This window comes from Paenibacillus sp. cl123, assembly GCF_900101595.1.
In the GTDB taxonomy this organism is placed as follows: domain Bacteria; phylum Bacillota; class Bacilli; order Paenibacillales; family NBRC-103111; genus Paenibacillus_G.
Genome location: NZ_FMYY01000026.1, coordinates 67,886 through 86,984 on the forward strand (window position 1 = coordinate 67,886; position 19,099 = coordinate 86,984).

General features: G+C 47.9%; 14 protein-coding genes and 2 pseudogenes. 11 read left to right on the forward strand and 5 right to left on the reverse strand.

Features of this window, described 5'->3' with window-relative positions:
* Positions 1-34: 34 nt before the first annotated feature.
* The 5 genes from BLR08_RS26595 to BLR08_RS26615 all read left to right on the forward strand — a co-directional run bounded on the left by BLR08_RS26595 (position 35) and on the right by BLR08_RS26615 (position 7,927).
* Positions 35-1,690 (forward strand): glycerol-3-phosphate dehydrogenase/oxidase, encoded by a 1,656-nt coding sequence (locus BLR08_RS26595; protein WP_072337367.1) that lies wholly within the window; start codon positions 35-37, stop codon positions 1,688-1,690.
* A 200-nt stretch (positions 1,691-1,890) separates the two neighbouring features.
* Positions 1,891-3,207, forward strand: coding sequence for an ABC transporter substrate-binding protein (locus BLR08_RS26600; protein WP_072337338.1), 1,317 nt, complete (start codon positions 1,891-1,893; stop codon positions 3,205-3,207).
* 201 nt (positions 3,208-3,408) lie between these two features.
* On the forward strand, positions 3,409-4,275 hold the full coding sequence (locus BLR08_RS26605; RefSeq protein ID WP_072337340.1) for an AraC family transcriptional regulator: 867 nt from the start codon (positions 3,409-3,411) through the stop codon (positions 4,273-4,275).
* 41 nt (positions 4,276-4,316) lie between these two features.
* Complete coding sequence (locus BLR08_RS26610; protein ID WP_256257790.1) at positions 4,317-6,866, forward strand: hypothetical protein; 2,550 nt, start codon at positions 4,317-4,319, stop codon at positions 6,864-6,866.
* Positions 6,863-7,927 carry a beta-galactosidase BglB gene (locus BLR08_RS26615; RefSeq protein ID WP_072337342.1) on the forward strand — a complete coding sequence of 355 codons (1,065 nt, stop codon included), beginning with the start codon at positions 6,863-6,865 and terminating at the stop codon, positions 7,925-7,927. Before BLR08_RS26610 ends, BLR08_RS26615 begins: the two co-directional genes overlap by 4 nt.
* Positions 7,928-8,056: 129 nt before the next feature.
* On the opposite strand, the gene BLR08_RS26620 is transcribed toward BLR08_RS26615, so the two are convergent.
* Complete coding sequence (locus tag BLR08_RS26620; RefSeq protein ID WP_072337344.1) at positions 8,057-9,997, reverse strand: DUF2075 domain-containing protein; 1,941 nt, start codon at positions 9,995-9,997, stop codon at positions 8,057-8,059.
* 14 nt (positions 9,998-10,011) lie between these two features.
* Positions 10,012-10,350, reverse strand: coding sequence for a nucleotide pyrophosphohydrolase (locus BLR08_RS26625; RefSeq protein ID WP_072337346.1), 339 nt, complete (start codon positions 10,348-10,350; stop codon positions 10,012-10,014).
* A 199-nt stretch (positions 10,351-10,549) separates the two neighbouring features.
* On the opposite strand from BLR08_RS26625, the gene BLR08_RS26630 reads away from it, so the two are divergent.
* Positions 10,550-12,697 carry an McrB family protein gene (locus BLR08_RS26630; protein WP_072337349.1) on the forward strand — a complete coding sequence of 716 codons (2,148 nt, stop codon included), beginning with the start codon at positions 10,550-10,552 and terminating at the stop codon, positions 12,695-12,697.
* Positions 12,666-15,077, forward strand: coding sequence for a restriction endonuclease-like protein (locus BLR08_RS26635; protein ID WP_072337351.1), 2,412 nt, complete (start codon positions 12,666-12,668; stop codon positions 15,075-15,077). Before BLR08_RS26630 ends, BLR08_RS26635 begins: the two co-directional genes overlap by 32 nt.
* 322 nt (positions 15,078-15,399) lie before the next feature.
* On the opposite strand, the gene BLR08_RS26640 is transcribed toward BLR08_RS26635, so the two are convergent.
* Positions 15,400-15,666, reverse strand: coding sequence for a helix-turn-helix domain-containing protein (locus BLR08_RS26640; RefSeq protein WP_256257791.1), 267 nt, complete (start codon positions 15,664-15,666; stop codon positions 15,400-15,402).
* 204 nt (positions 15,667-15,870) lie between these two features.
* Here BLR08_RS26640 and BLR08_RS26645 point away from each other — a divergent pair, with 204 nt between their 5' ends.
* From BLR08_RS26645 to BLR08_RS26655, 3 genes and pseudogenes are all read left to right on the forward strand, one after another.
* Positions 15,871-16,134 carry a hypothetical protein gene (locus BLR08_RS26645; protein ID WP_072337353.1) on the forward strand — a complete coding sequence of 88 codons (264 nt, stop codon included), beginning with the start codon at positions 15,871-15,873 and terminating at the stop codon, positions 16,132-16,134.
* Positions 16,135-16,162: 28 nt separating this feature from the next.
* On the forward strand, positions 16,163-16,405 hold the full coding sequence (locus BLR08_RS26650) for a hypothetical protein (RefSeq protein ID WP_072337355.1): 243 nt from the start codon (positions 16,163-16,165) through the stop codon (positions 16,403-16,405).
* 71 nt (positions 16,406-16,476) lie between these two features.
* A pseudogene (locus BLR08_RS26655) lies at positions 16,477-16,815 on the forward strand (hypothetical protein).
* A 305-nt stretch (positions 16,816-17,120) separates the two neighbouring features.
* Here the strand turns inward: BLR08_RS26655 and BLR08_RS26660 are convergent.
* Positions 17,121-17,561: a carboxymuconolactone decarboxylase family protein gene (locus BLR08_RS26660; RefSeq protein ID WP_072337357.1), complete on the reverse strand. Its 441-nt coding sequence runs from the start codon at positions 17,559-17,561 to the stop codon at positions 17,121-17,123.
* A gap of 54 nt (positions 17,562-17,615) precedes the next feature.
* Positions 17,616-18,575 carry a sigma-70 family RNA polymerase sigma factor gene (locus BLR08_RS26665; protein WP_072337359.1) on the reverse strand — a complete coding sequence of 320 codons (960 nt, stop codon included), beginning with the start codon at positions 18,573-18,575 and terminating at the stop codon, positions 17,616-17,618.
* 303 nt (positions 18,576-18,878) lie between these two features.
* On the opposite strand from BLR08_RS26665, the pseudogene BLR08_RS26670 reads away from it, so the two are divergent.
* Positions 18,879-19,099: pseudogene (locus BLR08_RS26670) on the forward strand (IS110 family transposase); the annotation flags it as partial.

Sequence of the window (19,099 nt, forward strand, 5' to 3'; positions counted from 1 at the left end):
TTTGTTTGATTCGGGGGAATGCCAGATGACGGACATACGTTTTTCAAGTAAGCAAAGAACGGAAATAATAGAGGCCCTGCACAATCAAAAATTTGATCTGCTTGTGATAGGCGGCGGAATTACCGGAGCGGGGATCGCGCTGGATGCAACGACCCGGGGGATGAGCACGGTGCTTGTAGAAATGCAGGATTTCGCCGCGGGTACGTCCAGCCGCTCGACCAAGCTGGTCCATGGCGGGCTTCGGTATTTGAAGCAGTTCGAAGTGAAGATGGTTGCCGAGGTCGGCAAAGAGCGGGCGGTTGTCTACGAAAACGGTCCTCACGTGACGACGCCGGAATGGATGCTCCTGCCGTTTCACAAGGGCGGTACGTTCGGTAAATTCAGCACCTCGGTGGGTTTGAGGCTGTATGACTTTCTGGCGGGGGTCAAGCGGAGCGAATGGCGGACTATGCTTGGCGTGCAGGAGACGATCCGCAGGGCGCCGCTCGTGAAGCGTGAAGGACTGAAGGGCAGCGGCGTGTATGTGGAATACCGGACCGATGACGCGCGGCTCACGATTGAGGTCATGAAAGAAGCGGTATCCCGCGGCGCCAAGGCTGTTAATTACACGAAGGTGGAGCAGTTTATTTATGACAGCAGCGGCAAGGCCGTCGGAGTAAAGGTGACCGATACCGTTCAAGGCAAGACGTATGATATTTATGCGCAGAAAATTGTGAATGCGACGGGGCCGTGGGTGGATTCGCTACGGGAGAAGGACAAATCGAAAACGAAAAAGCATCTGCAGCTGACCAAAGGGGTTCACCTCGTGATCGATCAATCCCGGTTCCCGCTGCAGCAAGCCGTTTATTTCGACACGCCGGACGGGCGAATGGTTTTTGCTATCCCGCGTGAAGGGAAGACCTACGTCGGCACCACCGACACCGTCTTCAAAGGAGATCCCGCTCATCCGAGGATGTCCGCGGAAGACCGGGCGTATATCCTGGATGCCATCAATTACATGTTCCCTACGCTGAACATCGCGGCTGAGGACGTTGAATCCAGCTGGGCCGGGCTGCGGCCACTCATCTTCGAAGAAGGCAAAAGCGCGTCGGAAATATCCCGCAAGGATGAAATCTGGGAGTCTCCGTCCGGATTAATTACGATAGCCGGGGGCAAGCTGACCGGCTACCGCAAAATGGCGGAAATGGTTGTCGACCGTTTGACCGAATTGTTCCGGATGGAAGGCGTAAGCCGCTTTACTCCGTGCGTTACGAAAAGCATGCCGATCTCGGGAGGCCATGTAGGAGGGCCCGGTCAATTCCCCTCCTATATGGCGCGCAAAGCTGCGGAAGGCGTGAAGTTTGGCTTTAGCAGGGAGCAAGCGGAGAAGCTTATCCGCAAGTACGGCTCCAATATTGATCGTATGTATGAGCTGTCGGCCAAGCACGAACCGGATGCTTCCGCTTACGGACTTCCGCTTGATGTGCTGGCCATGCTCGTCTATGCCTTGGAAGAGGAGATGGCCGTACGGCCGACCGATTTCTTTAACCGGCGTACGGGCGCCCTGCTGTTCGATATCGCTTGGGTGCATCGGTATAAGGCCCCGGTTATTGCTTTTATGGCGCACTATTTGCAATGGAGCGAAGAAGACACACAGCGTTACAGGGAAGAGCTTGAGCAGCAGCTTCAAGAAACTGTTGTCCCCGTCTGATTCCCATAGGGAGGATGGTTGATGAACCTCTTGGACTCCATACCAGGAGTATTCCAGGAGGTTTTTACCATTCGATATGGCGGGAAATTCAGCACAGCAAGATATGATAAATTAAGAGCAATAATTGATATAACGGAGAAGAGCTTCTGTGATAACATTTCATTGTAACCGCTAACAATATAATTTGGGGGAATGTTAAAATGATAAAAAGCGTTAAGCCGACGATGCTGCTTACCCTTGCGGCGGCTCTTACCCTTACTACAGCAGCTTGTTCAAATGGAACCTCGGGCAGCGCAACATCCGGCAATAAGGATGCGGGCAATGGCGGAACCGCTGACAAGAAGGAAGTGAGCCTCGATTATCTCTGGTTTACGGATGGTATTGAAGGCGAAGTCATGAAAGCGATTACGGCTGATTATCAAAAAGAAAATCCTCACGTGAAGATCAATCTGATCGAGGTCCCTTTTAAAGATCTGGGGACCAAGCTGAAGACGATGATATCGGGGGGCAAGCCTCCTGCGCTTGCGCGTATGACCGATACGGGTATGTTCGCGAATCAAGCTTTGGATTTAACGCCGTATGTCGGAAGCGCGGATAGCTTCACTTCCCAGTTTATTGATTCCATCAAGCCTTATTATGTCGTAGATAACAAAATTATCGCAGCGCCGATGGACGTTACGGCCAACGGAATCATCTACAACAAAACGCTGTTCGATAAAGCGGGAGTCAAGGTACCAACCTCCAAGGACAACGTCTGGACATGGGATGAGTTTACCGCTTCCCTCAAACAGGTTATGGAGAAGGGCGGAGCCAAGTCCGGATTGGTGTGGGACTTCACACCGCACAGATGGTCTACCATGCTGTATCAATTTGGGGGCAGCATGATCAGCGAGGACGGCAAAAAAGCAGCCATCAACAGCCCCGAAGGCGTTCAGGCACTGGAATACTTCGTCAAGCTTCATAAGGACGGCATTATTCCTCCATCCGTATGGTTAGGGTCCGAGAACCCCAACAACCTGTTCCGTTCCGGAACGGTAGCCGTGCATTGGGCGGGCAACTGGATGCTGAGCAATTACAAGGACATCAACAACTTTGAGTGGGGCGTCACCTACATGCCGAAACAAAAAATACGCTCCTCTGTGCCCGGCGGTAAATACGTCATGGCCTTCAAAGGCACAGGCGTAGAAAAAGAAACGGCAGACTTTATCAAATATTTATCCTCGAAGGAAGTAAATGCAAGGTACAACAAGGAATCATTATTCATCAGCCCGCGTAAGGACAATGCCAAGCTGGATTATGCCTTCGGCAAAGAAATGTTCGAGGTGTTTGCGGACGAACTGGCAAATACGACATCGCTTGCGGCTAACGACTGGTCCAGACAAGATATCGTGCCGAAGTTTTCTACCGATCTGAAGAATAACATTGTTGAGGCGATTTCAGGCAAAGTAACGGCGAAGGAAGCGCTGGACAAAACGGCGAAGCTGATCGATAAGGCGATAAGCGAGCAAGGAAAATAGTCGGTGTAGGATACGTAGGTTCGAAAGGGCTGCCGGACGGTAGCTCTTTCTCTTTCAAGGAAAAAGAACAGCAACATCCGTTGGGTATAGGGCAATTTCCGTGCTTATGGCGTTCGGCAGGTATGGTACGCTTGGATAGAAGCGCTACCTTCATATAAACGGAGTTCATCCAAATCAATGAGATAGGGAGGGGGCCGGCATATGACGTATCATTCCCATTTTCTCACTAATAAGGTATTGAAGAGGGAGCGCATCTATATTCGTCATGAAGTATCGGAGTGGCAGGACAGCTGGCCGCTTCATACGCATGACGGCTATGAAATCTATTATTTCCTGCAAGGCAATGTCCACTTGATTATCGGCAATGAAATTTATTTGCTGCAGCCCGGCGATATGTTTCTGTTTAGCGGAGATGTGCTGCATCGGCCGAACCCTTCCAAAGATACGGCTTATATCCGGAGCTATATTAATTTTACGGCGGATTACGTTCAGGAAATGGCGGGCGCCGATTTGGCGGAAAAGCTTCTGGGCTTGTTTCAACAACCGAACGGTTTGCTGATCCGATGGGACGAGAGCGGTATGGACGATATCGGCAGCCATTTCACCGCCCTTGTTCATGAAAGGGAAAGGGGAGCGATCGGGAACGAATTTATGATCCAAAGCCTGATGGTTCAGCTGCTGCTCAAAATTTACCGCAAATCGAAAGAGATGTACGCTCTGCTGACAGCTCCGGCGCAGTCGCTGAAGGAAACGAATGTGCGCCGTATATTAATGTATCTGAACCAGCACTACAGAAACACGATCGCGCTTGGGGCACTAGCCAAAGAGATGCATCTAAACAAATATTACATGTGCCACTGCTTCAAAGAGATCACCGGATTATCCATTAACAACTATATCACGCGCAAGCGGATCGACGAAGCGAAGAAATTGCTGCGGTTATCGGATGAAGCGATCGGATCTATGTCCGAGCAATTGGGATTCAGCAATCCCGTTCACTTCAGTCGTATGTTCAAGCAATATGCCGGCGTCTCTCCTCAGGCCTACCGCAAGATGCACCAGACATAAACCGATTAAGAAGGCACTATATCAGACAATGGAGGACCATCATGAATATGAAGATGACAACAGGCAGCCACTATGCAGCTTATTCCCCGCTCAACCTGCAGAACCAGGTCATAAACCGGTGGCTCGTCAGCGGCATACTCACCCGAAACGTCCGGTTTGAACCGATGACGATGGAAGGGGATATCAACGATTGGCTGATCAAAGGCTTTTCCATCCACGAAAATCCTTGCCGCAAGGAATTCGTAGAAGCAAGACGGGAAGCCAAGCCGGAGCTTCCGTTATCGAACCCGCCTTCGCTTGGAGACACCGTAAGGATGTGGGATTCGGAATCGAAATGGGATCTCTACTTCCCATGGGGGAACTCCCGCGTCGAGGAGTCCGGTTTTTATTATGTGCCTACCCACATGCTGAGATACGCTTACACAGTCATTGTCAGCCCGCAAGCTCATAAAGCGGTGTTCAACCTGAAAACTTGCGGCGGGGTGGCGTTGTGGGTGAACGGACGTCCGGTCTGCGATTTCACGCCTTTCACAAGAAACATAGAGCAGAAGACGCAGGTAGAAATCGAGCTGCAGGAAGGCGAAAACGAATTTTTTATCTGTCATGAGGACCTGGCGGAGCGGGATACCCTTTATCATTACACGCTCGAATATACGGGAGCCGAGTCATTGGAAATTCGCCTGCCCTTGACGGAGACGGAACCCGCCCAAGCGGTAATGGGCATCGAGGCAGCATTGGAACAGGCTTATTTTCCCAAAGACAGCGTAACGGACGACGAGATTCATCTTGTTTTTGAGCAGCCGTACAGCAGCGAGATTACATTTGATGTGAGCTTCAGCAGCTTCTTTAGCGGCAAATACAGCATGGAGCGGAAGCTTGAAGCAGGCCAGCAGCGTCTGTCCCTCGGGCATACTTCGGATTACAGCATAGATTATAAGTATTTTGAGCTCAGTACCCGCATCGGCCATGCAACCGTTCGGAAGCTATTCGGCATCGAGCTGCACAACAGCCGGTTTCAGCCGCAGAACAGCTTAGCGATGACGGTGGAGGAGCGGAAGCAAGTCGCCCTGGAATGCGTAGCGGCGCTCGGTATTCCGAATATTCATACGGCCATTGCGAAGCTGCAAACCGGAGGGGATCCTGAGCAGTCCCGGGCTATGATTCTGAACGGACTGACCGGCATACAAGAGAGGCGGGATTGCGCCGACTTTTATTTGATCGCCATATTCCGGTTTTGGCGGGATTACCGGGACAGCGGCCTGTTCGACGACGATTTCTGGAGGCAGGTCAAGGAAACGATTCTCGGCTTCCGTTATTGGATCGATGAACCCGGGGACGATGTGATGTGGTTCTTCAGTGAAAATCATGCGCTTCTGTTCCACAGCTGCCAGCTTCTTGCGGGCCAGTTGTTCCCAGAGGACAAGTTTACCAACAGCGGGGAAACCGGAGCGGAAAGACAGGCGAAGGCGGAGAAGCAGCTGATCGGCTGGTTCGAGCGCTTCATGGAAGAAGGGTTGGCCGAGTGGAATTCCAGCGCCTATATCCCGATTGATTTCCTGGGGCTGATCCAGCTGTATGATCTGGCTGAGCTGCCGGTTCTGCGGGAGCAGGCCAAGAAGGCGATGGATCTGCTGTATATCTACATGACGGCGGAGGCCCATCAAGGATACTTGACCTCGACGTTCGGCCGAAGCTATGAGAAAGAGCTGATCGGAAACCACGCCGCGGGGACAACCTCTCTGATTTGGGTCGGGTACGGCACGGGCAATGTAAACAGCACGTCCTTCAATGTGTCCTTGTATTTATCGGACTACGTTCCGCCGCAGGAGCTGGGCGAGCTGACGGGGCTGAGTGCGGAGAATGAACTGGAATTTGAGCTGGAGCAGGGCAAGGACGGCTATGCCAAGCTTATCCATTACCGGACCCATTCCTTTGTGATGTCGAGCATCGCCGATTTCCGCGCGGGCTTAAAGGGATATCAAGAGCATGTGCTGCATCTCGCGTTTTCTCCGGTGGCTCAAGTCTGGGTCAATCATCCGGGCGAAATCTATGCCCATGGCTCCGGACGGCCGTGCTTCTGGGCAGGGAACGGCTACTTGCCGAAAGCGGCGCAGTACAAAGGACTCGGCATGCTGCTGTTTGACATTGATCCCGATCATGACGCCGATTATACGCATGCCTACTTTCCGGCGTATGCATTTACCCGTGTCGAATCCCGGGGATCGTGGTTTTTCGGCGAAAGAGAAGGGGCGTATGCAGCCGTTTATGCTGCGGGCGGACTGGAGCTTACTACGACAGGCGTTAACCGCGGGCGCGAGCTTACGTCGAAAGGCCGCCGCAACGTCTGGCTGGTGGTCGCTTCCGATGACCGGGAATTCCGCTCCTTCGATCAATTCATCGAAAGCATGGTAACCATGCCGCTTGAGGTATCGGCAGAGACCTTGCAGGTCCGGGTAGAGGATCCAAGATATGGAGATGTGCGATTGGGCTGGAAGGAGCCTCTTACCGTGAACGGAGAGACTGTGCAAATCCGCGATTGCGGAGGAGAAGGCCGATTGACGCGAAAGGTAAGGGAGGCTGCGGTACAATGAGCAAAGAGACGGTTCTACATGCGATCCAACGTGTGTCCCAGGCAATGAAATCCATGAAGAACGATGGGATGGACGAGATTTATCCGATCGGGCTCATCGATATCCATCTGTGGGAATGGCCCCAAGGCGTAGGCTTATACGGCATCTATCAGTATTATGAGGAAACCCGGGATGCAGAGACCTTGCAATTTTTGCAAAGCTGGTTCGACGCCCGTATCCGGGAAGGCTTGCCCGAGAAAAATATCAATACCTGCTCGCCGCTGCTCACGCTCATCTCCCTATGCGAGCTGACAGGCAACGAGACCTATATCCGGGTGTGCGATGAGTGGAGCCGCTGGATCATGGACAGCAAAGACGGTTTGATCCGCACCGGCGACCAGGCTTTCCAGCACATGATTACCGGTGATCCGAATGACGGTCAGATCTTGATCGATACGCTCTTCATGACCGTTCTTTTCCTGACGAAGGCGGGGGTATACTTTAACCGTCCGGAATACGTCGAGGAAGCGAAGAAGCAGTTCCTGATTCATATCAAATATTTGTATGACCGCCATTCCGGCCTGTTCTTTCACGGGTGGGACTTCAATGGAAGACACAACTACGGGGCAGTGCGCTGGGGGCGCGGCAACGGCTGGTATACATGCGGCATCGTAGATTTCTTGGACATGGCCCCCATGGAGGAAGGAATCAAGCAGTACCTGCTGGACACCATGCGCAGCCAGGTGGAAGCACTGGCTTCCCTTCAATCGGATAACGGCATGTGGCATACGGTCCTGGACGATCCCTCTTCCTATGAAGAGACATCCTGTACGGCGGCTTTTGGTTATGGCATCTTGAAAGCCGTGCGTAAAGGGTACCTGGACCCAAGCTATTTGCCCGTAGGACAAAATGCGCTCAAGGCCGTGCTTGCCCGAATCGATGAGAACGGGGTTGTTCAAGAAGTTTCCTACGGTACGCCTGTGGGCAATGATGCGCAGTTTTACAAAGACATTCCGATTTCCCCGATGACTTACGGTCAAGCTCTAACGCTCCTGATTTTGATGGAGGGTTTGCGTGGGTGAACGCTGATATAGAGATACTGGTCCCGAGCGTCGAATTGACGTTCGGGATTTTTTTATACTCCACGGTACGATTTCTGATGCCATCATCCGTGCTCTTATTGAGGAAATGATTAATAATTAAGCTTAACGTTACTCTTTACCATACATTTCGCGAGATTCTGCTGCGATTGGCGCAGTAGACGACGACAACTCATAAATAAACTTACTTTTACGAATCCGCTGCTTCAAATACATCTGCAAACCGGGATCGGCGCAGTAAATGTAGCAACCTTTCATGCCTCGTGTAAGTAGAGTGCGATATGTATTACGGATAATTTGATCGGCTTGCAGTAATGCTTCGGCAGGTTTTTTCTTATACATGGCTTTGAAGCCGGAAAGGGATTTGTCGGTTTTGGCACGTTTGAACGGGTCGGTGATAACTTGGTCGTTCTTATAACGCAAGTCAGCACCGATGATCACACCGACATAATCGAACTCCAGACCTTGGGATGTATGGATGCAACCCACCTGTTCAACAGAACCGGAATCTATAGCCCAAGTTGTTGAATTTCCGAGATTCCAACTCATTTTGAAATCATGTTCTTCGATGACGATATCGTATATATTCTCGTTATTTTTGCTCTCCGTAACCCAGTCCCAACAATATCCAGCGACAATCCGGGCTTTATTTTTTATACGGTTTTTCTCAAAGATAAGTTCTCGCAGCTCGTTTGGGTTGTCGATCAGTTGTAAGTCATAGTCAAAATCAACGCCATCCGCGTTAGCGGTTTTTCTGATGTCCAGCAGGTCATCGACCCACGCTAGGAATCCATCGGAGCCGTTGCAGCGGAATTGGGATTCTAATTGCATCACTTGGACCTCAGCGTCAAAAAATTGGGCAAATCGTTCGATTTCTGATTTATTTCCAATGTCGGAAAGGGAGACACGTTGATGCTCATCTATGAAGAAAACGCTGAATTTTGCCGCACGGATAATCTCCATGATTTGATTCTCGCCTTTGTTCTTGAAAAGACCCGACTTTTCGTTTAGCCGGTGGGCCTCGTCGACGATGAGCGTATCGAACTCGTTTGGAAGCGCTTCGTAAAATACACCTGAACCTTTAAATAGGTTGTTGATGTACGACTTTTTATAATTCTTTTGTAGTTGCTTGGCGTACACTTCACGTGGGGCGCTGTTTTTGGTGACGTATTGACTTACAAATTCTAAAGAGGTGAACTTAACTAGCAAATTAATGCCCAGCACGGATTTACCTGTCCCCGGTCCGCCTTCGACAATTAGCACTTTTTTGCGGCCATGCCGCACAGCTTCCTTCGCCATTCGCACGGCAGACTCGTAGACGACCTTCTGCTCCTCGATCATGGTGAATTCTTCATTGCCTTCGAGCATGTTGATTAAGGCGTCTTGCAACGATTTGGAAGGTTTAATTTTGCCGTGTTCAATCAGATACAGGACTTTCTTACGATCCGATTTTCGGATATATGTCGCAATAAACCCTCGAAGTTTGAGCGCGTCTCCTTTAGTAAATACTGGAGCGCTATCGAGGTATTGTTGGTAAATATCGTTGGTAAGTGGGTCATTCTCTGAACGGATGTAATTATGCAGGTAAGCACAGGGATATATGGATATTGCTCGGTCTTGTACAGCTTCGTTATAGTCGGTAATGGTTTTTGCATATGACCAGGCTTGATAGGAAGGATGAGTCGTTTTTTTGCGATTGTAAACGGTTTGTATGATACCGTCCTCGTCCTCGACGAGGTTCAATTCAGACCATTGTTTGAGTTCGATAATGATGACTGCTGATGCGTTGTTTTCGTCTAATCCGGTCAGTATGAAGTCAACTCTCATTGAGGTTGCTGGGATCCGGAATTCAATGGCGACGGTGATATCATCCGGTATTTCGTTTGTATTCAGAACCTTGTACATATAATTCATGGAATTGTTCCAAGCGTTAATCTCGCTTTTAGATGTTCGCCCGATCCGCTCGACGAATGTTTCGTATATTTTCACAGCAATTGTATCTTCTGTGACATGATCCATGAACTGCTTTTTAGTTGCTTCATAGATGATCACAATTTCTCGCTCCTTCAGTCACTGCTGTATTCGTTATACTTTTTGGCGGAACCTTTGGCTTTATGTGCGGGATATTTAATAGCATTTTTGCTTATTTTGTTTCGTATTGCAGAAGCGACATCAATTTCTAAATCGTGAGCCATTGTTATCGCATAAATTAACACGTCAGCTAACTCTTCTTCGATTTCAGTTCGTTTTGTACGCACTGCCTCTTCGCTAGTTTTCCATTGGAAGATTTCCAGTAGTTCACTCGCTTCAAGTGACAGAGATAGTGCTAGATCTTTAGGATTATGATATTGCTTCCAATTTCTTTCGTCACGAAAGGCGATAATGTCTTGGATAAGTCGCTCCATATTGGGTCTCTCCTATGTTGATACTTTAATTCGTTCATATTTCCTTTATCATATCAATATTTGTTCGAACCGTATATTGCTCATTAGTTTTAAATAGTCTCTTGAGATACTAATGCACCTTTCCAGGAAAATGTAATATAATTAATTTATATTGTTAACCTTTTCAGTTTTCATAAAACAACAAGCAGGCAGGTATCCAATGATCAAAAAAAACCGCAGCTGGTGGAAAGATGATGCCATCCCTAATCTCATAGGACGAAAGCAAATAGATTGGTCCATATTTGAGTATGGAACACACATTCCTATGGATTTTCACGAGGATTTTGTCGCAGCGAATCAACATATCGAAGTTCCTTTGGGTCAAAGTCACAGGGTTTTTCTTATCGAGGAAGGAAATCGATTCGAGTGTAACTTAAGCCGGATTAACCAAAAAAAGCAGAAGAGAGAAGCTTTACAAATTAGGTATGACACGAACTCTGAGCTTAAGGAATACATGATTACGAGATTCAACACTACATACAATTACTTGTCTAATAAGCGCAGCCAGGCGGCAAGCACTAAAAATCCGATCACGGTTCCCGAGGAGTTCGCGGAGTACTTGGAGTTTTATGCAACAGACAAACCTTTTGTATATGAGGTGAGATTCATTACGAACGATACGCCTATCCCCGAAGATCAAAGATCGATTTGGTGGGTATGCCAAGGGACATCTTATAATTCTCAGAAACAGGAAGGTATTCTATGGGCTCCACTAAAGGATAGCAGAGGAAAAACACCACATCATTGGGAAACAATGAAGGATGTTGAGGTTAACGACATTATCCTTCATTACTCTAATGGGGCTTTACGCGCAGTTAGTCAGGTTCAGGCAGCAGCGGTCGAGAGACCCAAGCCAGCGAGTTTGTCCGATCAACAGTGGGAGGAGACAGGACGTCTAGTTGTTACCGAGTACCATGACCTGAATCCGCCCATACCACTAGAAGCCATCTCTCAGGATTTACTTCAGCTTCATATTGCTAAGGGACCTATTAATAAAATAGGTGGTGTCAATCAAGGATATCTGTTTCCATTTACATTGCAGGGATTAAGTATTGTCCAGAACAAATCGAAGGGAACTCCATGGCCGGAATTCACCTTGCTCTCCGAAGTGGAAGAGGTAGAAGAAGAAGTTGAACTCGTGACACTCAGCGATGAGGAGACGAAAGCGCATCTACAAGTTGTAAAAAGCTATATTCAACAGCAAGGATTCACATATCCAGAACTTCTGATTGAAAACTTTTACCTATCCCTAAAAACGAAACCATTCGTAATCCTAGCCGGGATATCCGGTACTGGGAAAACGAAGCTCATTCAAGAATTCGCGGAAGCGCTCGGAGCCACAGAAGCAAATGGGCAGTTCACGCTCATTCCCGTTAGGCCGGATTGGAATGATCCATCTGATTTAATCGGTTACAAGGATCTTAGTGGAACATTCCGCCGCGGGAAGTTAACTTATGTGTTAGAGATAGCATCTGCGTCGGAGAATCAACGGAAACCTTATTTTATTTGTTTGGATGAAATGAACCTTGCGAGGGTGGAGCATTACTTCAGCGATTTACTTAGCATTTTAGAGACTCAACGTTGGCAAGAAGGGCGTATAGTGACCGATACGGTTGTGGCTGAAGATCAAGTAGGTCGCAACATTGGTATTCCTGAAAATGTTTTTTTTATTGGTACGGTAAACATGGACGAAACCACGCATCCGTTTAGTAAAAAGGTACTGGACCGAGCCAATACTATCGAATTTAACCATATCCAATTAGATAATTTCTCGGGCTTAGAAGAAGCGGCAATGTCTAACGAAGAGGAGCAAGAGTATCTATACCCAACGGCAAGGTTTTTGATCAGCAACTATTTACAGCTAAAGGACGCATACACGGAGTATAAAGGTATCATCCAAAGCACGGTAAGTCAGTTGGTAAAGATCAACACGATTCTAGAAAGCATCCATGCCCATGTAGGTTTCCGTGTCAGAGATTCAATCTGTTTCTACTTGATATACAACGCGCGGTTTTCTTTAATGACGACGGATGAAGCATTGGATTTGCAGATCATGCAAAAAATTCTCCCTCGCATACAAGGAAATAATTCAGAGGTTAAAAAGGTAATCATTGAACTATTATTGTTTTCTCTTAACGGCTCCACTTCTAATAGCAAAGAATACGTGGATGGGGAAAGAGATATCGAACAGACGTGGGCGAAGCAAGTGAAGGAAAGTAGTGTGAAATACCCTCAAACGGCTAGGAAGCTCATTTTCATGCTACGGAGGCTGGATCATGACGGATTCACTTCATTCTGGGTCTCTTAAAAAGAGTGTTATCCTTCTGCACATTACTACGAATTTATTTGATCTTTATCTGGAAGGAAAGCCGTATCATCCAACGGTAGATTTGCTTCAGTTACATCGAACGAAGGAGAGAGAATGGGAGCGGGCGGAGCTTCATGTGTCATCTCATTCTGATCAATTGCAGGTATTATCTATTTCTGTCTTTAATCCAAAAACAGATGAGCTAGAACCGTGGGAGAACCAAGAAGCTAGCTTTCCAATCTTCTATGAGACGCAAACTTATAGTTTATTAGTCGAGAAGAAAATGGATATCGATTTAACTTTTTACCATGAGAATTTTACAATGAGAGAAGCTGTAATGCCGAAGGGCAAGCATATTTTATCGGGGAATTTAAATTTTCAGAATGAGATCGGGTTTACAGAGCTTGAACTTCGTTTAAACAGTTCACCTCTGTTGAAGCTCAGGCTGGAAATTTTCCCGGTGAAAATGGATTACAAGAGAGATTACCATACCATTCTACAGGATGTTAATCAACAGCTTCATAACCTAACGTTTGATTTTCTGCGCAAAACATACCAATTAACCGGGCTCAAAGAGTCGAATCATCAGAGTCTGACGGAATATTTCACCATATTGCGCTACCTTTTTGACCAATTGATAAAAGCGGTACAACGGATCGAGAGCTCTCCGCACACGAAGATGCACCAAGATCAACGCCTTGTCCCTGCTGAGAGGGCAAAGAAGATCAATCACAAAACCGTGCAATACTTGAGCAGACATCCTCAGCTTCTGATCAAGGATCAAGTGAATGGATTGGTTCAGGTTAGAGGCGAAAGATACATACCTACTCATGTGCTGGACACGAGAAGAATCATTAATTATGACACGCAAGAAAACCGATTCGTTCGTTGGGTGTTTCTACGCGTTGAGCGGAAGTTGAAAGACTTGTGGAACATGCTTAAGGATCAAAAGAGAGATGATCCTATGCTGTCAGAGCTGATGACACGGATGCAGAGGGAAGTGCGACGAGTACTTCAGTTTGATTTTTTACAAGTGGGGTCCATGGAGCGATTTTCGAGTTCTCTTGTCATGCAGCTGACCCCGGGGTACCGCGAAGTATACAAGACATACCTAATGTTGCTCAAAGGCCTTGCTATTCAGGATGATTTATTCCGTTTGTCATTGAAGGACTTAGCCACTTTGTACGAATATTGGTGTTTTCTTAAGATTCATCAGTTGCTCAGTAAGAAGTATGAGTTAGTAAGGCAGGACATTATCAAGTTAGATTATAGCGGTGTGTTCGTTAAATTAAAGAAATCCGCCGCGTCAACAGTCACCTACCGAAACCCGAATAATGGGGAAGTTTTTAAGTTATATTACAACCAAACATTACGGGGACCGACACTTACGCAAAAACCAGATAATGTCCTTACCCTAAAGAAAGTGGAGACTTCTACGGAGTATAAATATGTTTTCGATGCGAAGTACAGATTGAACCCTGCGGAACCAGGGACTTCTTATTATACGACGTACGATGGACTACCAGGCCCGGAGGAGGGCGATATCAACACCATGCATCGCTACCGAGACGCCATCGTTCATGCGGAGAAAGACTCAGAGCAGTTCGAGCGGACGATGTTTGGGGCGTATGTGTTGTTTCCTTATCCGGATGAGGAAAGGTATAGGGAGCATCGCTTCTACAAAAGTATTAAAGCCGTTAATGTTGGAGCTTTTCCGTTTTTGCCGGGATCTACAAAGTTGTTGGAGGAATTTCTGGATGAGATCATACTGGACAGTCCGGAAAATGCATATGAGCGCGCAGTCCGACCAAAAGGGTCGAAAGAGTATTACGATAACAAGTACAGTGGCAAAAACGTACTGATTGGCTGCATGAGCCGAGAGGAGCAGTTAGAGATTGCGCTGCGGGATAACTTCTACCACACACCATTGGAGAATATAACGCATCACAAGTTGCTAACGCAGTTGGAGTATGTAGCGCTGTATCAATCGAAGAAGTTTTTTGGCAAGACCAATGAAATCGTCGGGGTGAAGTACTACGGGAAAATAAAGGACTGGAAGATTGTAAAGCGCGGCGAAATCACGGTGATCCCTTCTAAGCATAATCCTCCAGATATGCTTTATGTTGTGTTTGAAATCGAGGAATGGAACCCTAGGGAACAAGTCATCCTCCCGGGAGGTCACGGGGTTCGGAGTATAGCTTTTACTTCAAAGTATATATTCGATCGGGCAATGGAAGTGGCCGAGTTGAAGCTAGAGAATGAAGAGGAACTGCTTCTGTGGCGTGAAGCGCGTCGAAGAGGTCGCGTGGAAGTGAAGTTGGATCATGAGCATATTGACTTTGCGCGGAAGGTTATGAGTGTGGGGGTGAAGGGGGGATAAGCTTCCCATAAAAAAGCGTTGGAACAATGGAGCATTGTTCCACGCTTTTTTATGTTAGCATGCTTAAATAAATCCATAAAAGTCAATTTACTTGTAATCCGGAGGGAGCAAAATCCGTTTAACGTTAGTTTCCTTATTTCCCGTTGATTTATATATTCTCTTAAGTTCGATTAGAAGGATACTCTATTTTGGAAGCATTATTTTATTACAGTCTTCCGTTATGAAGGCAAGGACTAATGTAAGGAGTAAATAAATCGGGGAAACAAGGGATGCGAGCAATTCGCATCACCTGTTTCTCACTTCAGGATTAGTGCCATTAGCTTCACCCACTCTGCCCCTGCTCTCGCATCTTCTCATATTCACCCTCAACCAGCTTGAAGAAGTCGGACGGTTTGATCTTCAATCCCTTGCAAAGGTCGAATATTTTCGTGACGGAAGGCTCGTTCCTGCCTACCTCGATCATTGAGATATAGGAGCGGTCCACGTCGCATTCATGCGCCAGATCTTCTTGACTTAAGCCTTGCTTGATGCGTATCGCTTTAACGGTTTTTCCGATAATTTGCTTGATGATAATGGGTTGTTCGCTCAAGGGAGATTTCTCCTTTTAAGTCCATTATCATTCTGTTATACTAATCAAAAACAGATAAAATATTCAACAAAAAGTAAAATAATAACAAAACATGATTTGTAATAGTGGTTTGTTTTATGAAATTAACATTTAACCCGGTAAAGCGTGTAATTGTTACAGGAGTTTAAAGCACATTTCCAAAAAGAAACCAATCGGAGGTCAAGCATGCACGAACCAACCTCAAATCAACTCATCGTTAGAGTAACCGCAGACATACATGAAGCCACCCACTGGATGCCCGTGAAGGATGAGCGGTGGACGGAAGACGGAGGAGCATGGAGCGGTGTTACCCCGGATAAGCACTATCGTTTGTTTTACGATAAGTACGACAAGGAGTATGTGATTGTGAATGATCGGGGCCAATTGTCGATGATTTATCTGGCTCATCGTGGCTGCTATTTGGTTTATGAGGCAGAAGCTGCGAGATAGGGGAGAGACGATATTCAGGGGGATTGGGATGCGCAGTTATGACGCTGATGTGAGTGAGGTTGTTTTTGAGCAGATCGATGCACAAGAAGATATTGCAAAGCTGCGGAGTCGGGAGCAGGAGATATTTGCAAGCTTGAAGAGCAGCCTAAGTATCGAGAGCCGGGATCGTTTTCTGGCCTGGGAAGAGGAGTACTGGAAGCTTCATGTGCTTGAATTGAAACGGATGTATGAGCTTGGATACAGAGATGGACACCATTCTGCGATAAAATGAACCACAATACCGAACTCTTCTATTCCTGTTGTTGTGTTACAACAATAGGTAACTAACATGAAAAGGATGAGATGCCCGTGTCGGTTTATAATAAGCTTGTTCGTGATCGGATTCCCCAGGTGATTCAAGCGAAGGGTAAGGAATGTCGCACGCGTATATTGGATGAAGAAGAGTATAACCAAGAACTGGTCATGAAGCTTAAAGAAGAGTCAGAGGAATACTTTTCCGCTCAAAGTCCAGAGGAATCCCTAGAAGAGCTTGCGGATATGCTATAGGTTATTCGGGCGTTGGCTGGCGTACATGGTTCGACGTGGGAGCAGCTTGAAGTTTTAAGAGAGAAGAAGGCGGAGACGCGTGGCGGTTTTCAGGATCGGGTGTATTTAATCGATGTCGTCGATTTTAAAAGTTAGGTGGCTTGAGTCTAATGCTTCTTTACCACAACGGGTCGAAACTCGCCCAAACGATAACGAGGAATGTCGATCTCAGGCCAGAGTTGTTGATTTAGCGGGGTTTTTGAATCGAAGAATCGGCATCCTTTGTAAAATAAGTTTTAGACTGAAGCGTTAATATAAAGCAGCGGCATCCAAGGACAAGAAACTAAGGTCCTAGACTGCCGCTGTTGTCATTCATCTATCGTTCTCCCAAAGTGGGATGTTATCATGCGTTCGTACATGGCTGCAGCGTCCACCAGAACGCCCGGCGACCAGGCCATCCATTATGCTGGAGGGGTCATGCCCGTCGTGATCGCGATGCGGTTCCAGGCGTTGATCGTGATGATGGTCATTAGCAGCTCGCTGATTTCCTGCTCGCTGAAGTGGCGGGCCGCTTCTTCGTACACGTCGTCGGGAACGTGATGGGAGGCGACCAGGGTCACGGCTTCCGTCAATGCCAACGCCGCGCGCTCTTTCGGGGTGAAGTAGGGCGTGTCGCGCCAAGCGTTAATCGTGTAGATGCGAACGTCTGTTTCGTCCAGCTTGCGGGCGTTGGTTGCGTGAATATGGAGACAGAAGGCACAGCTGTTGAGTTGCGAAGCGCGAATTTTGACGAGCTCCTTTAGTTTTTTGTCGAGACTTGCGCCGTCCAGAAATTTTTCGAGTCCGACCATCGCCGCGAAAGCCGCAGGGTTAACCTCTCTCAACAACATTCTTGGTTCCATTGCCAATCACTCCTTAGATAGTAGTACCGACCTGCTTGCATCGGCTTTCGCTATCTAAGACAAAGCAGCGAATCGGTCTGTGACACCTGCGAGCTTGTCAGGGTTCATAATAATAAAAATGCGCGAAATCCGCTTTTCCGCGTCCCAACCGAACACCATGATCCTGGCTGGCTGGCCGTTCTGGGTAACGATCAAGCCGGGTTGGCCGCTCACGTCGACCGGCAAGAACGAATCGCCCATCGTGCCTTTGCGCGCGTTACCCATAAAGAATGCTGCGATGCGCTCGCTGCCCTCGATCGGATTGATCGCCGCGCGGGCTTTGCCGCCGCCATCGGTTACGAGTACGGCGTCATGCGCCAGCATGTCCACGAGCGCGGACGAATTTCCGGTCTCGGCCGCCTGCATGAACGCCTTGGCAAAAGCGTATGCTTGTTCTTCGTTGAGCCGCATGGGATCGATCACTTCCGCACCGCCGCCTTCTACCGCCGAGCCTTGCAGCTTTTCTTTGGCCCGGCTGAAAATTTTGCGGCAATTCGCTTCGGACTTCTGCACGATGTCCGCGATTTCCCCATAGTCGAAGTCGAGCGTCTCGCGAAGCAGGAAGACGGCGCGCTCGACGGCGGTCAGCCTTTCTAGCATAACGAGCATCACGTACGTGATGTTCTCTTGCCGCTCGATGTAATCGGCGGGATTCCCGCTCTTGCCGGTCGCGGATCCGAGCGCGCCGGACGCGCAGCCGACCCCGTCAACGGCAATGGCAGGCTCCGGGAGCCACTGTCCGACGTAGAGTTCGCGGCGTTTGCGCGCGGATTGCTTCAGGTTCAAGCTTCTATTGGTGACCATTCGAACCAAATAAGCTTTTTCGTGCTTGATGCTGGCGTGATCCGCAGTTATCGCGTAATCGGCCAGCGCATCCTGCACGATGTCTTCCGCTTCGCTTAAGGAACCGAGCATCCGGTAGGCGAGCGTCATCAGCAGAGGACGGTACGAGTCGACAGTCGACATATCCGACATCCCTTTCAACTCCTTATCTCAACTTAATCTATTAAATTCTTCGAGTGATAGGTTTATAGAGCGCCCCTAATGGACCCAATGTGTCATGTTCCGTTATTATACTGCTTCTTTCCTTTATTCCGCAAAACCTTATTGTCGCATCTATGTCACAAATGCAAAAGCAGATTTGTCTTAAATAAAAATAGATAAAGGAGCCATTCCTGTAATGAAGTAATTTGAGCTTTGAACGAAAAAAGCACCTCTTGTATACTGGGAAACGTTCCGTCCAAAGAACAAATCCCACATACGAAAGAGGCACTCAACATGAAGTATAAACTTAAGCAGAAACAGAATCAACGAATTACACGAATTACCGAAACAACACTGGTCGTTGGAGCGGACATCGCCAAGAAAGTCCATGTGGCTCGAGCAGTAGATTTCCGCGGCATCGAGCTTGGGAAGGATTGCACGTTCCACAACGATGCAGAAGGGCTAACGAAACTAGCAACGTGGATGAAGGATCTCGGGCAGCGACATGCGAAGAC

Bases quoted from the DNA above. Each gene is read 5' to 3' on its own strand.
- BLR08_RS26600 (WP_072337338.1), top strand. From the start codon at position 1,891: ATGATAAAAAGCGTTAAGCCGACGATGCTGCTTACCCTTGCGGCGGCT.
- BLR08_RS26605 (WP_072337340.1), top strand. From the start codon at position 3,409: ATGACGTATCATTCCCATTTTCTCACTAATAAGGTATTGAAGAGGGAG.
- BLR08_RS26610 (WP_256257790.1), top strand. From the start codon at position 4,317: ATGAATATGAAGATGACAACAGGCAGCCACTATGCAGCTTATTCCCCG.
- BLR08_RS26615 (WP_072337342.1), top strand. From the start codon at position 6,863: ATGAGCAAAGAGACGGTTCTACATGCGATCCAACGTGTGTCCCAGGCA.
- BLR08_RS26625 (WP_072337346.1), bottom strand. From the start codon at position 10,350: ATGGAGCGACTTATCCAAGACATTATCGCCTTTCGTGACGAAAGAAAT.
- BLR08_RS26630 (WP_072337349.1), top strand. From the start codon at position 10,550: ATGATCAAAAAAAACCGCAGCTGGTGGAAAGATGATGCCATCCCTAAT.
- BLR08_RS26635 (WP_072337351.1), top strand. From the start codon at position 12,666: ATGACGGATTCACTTCATTCTGGGTCTCTTAAAAAGAGTGTTATCCTT.
- BLR08_RS26645 (WP_072337353.1), top strand. From the start codon at position 15,871: ATGCACGAACCAACCTCAAATCAACTCATCGTTAGAGTAACCGCAGAC.
- BLR08_RS26650 (WP_072337355.1), top strand. From the start codon at position 16,163: ATGCGCAGTTATGACGCTGATGTGAGTGAGGTTGTTTTTGAGCAGATC.
- BLR08_RS26660 (WP_072337357.1), bottom strand. From the start codon at position 17,561: ATGGAACCAAGAATGTTGTTGAGAGAGGTTAACCCTGCGGCTTTCGCG.
- BLR08_RS26665 (WP_072337359.1), bottom strand. From the start codon at position 18,575: ATGTCGGATATGTCGACTGTCGACTCGTACCGTCCTCTGCTGATGACG.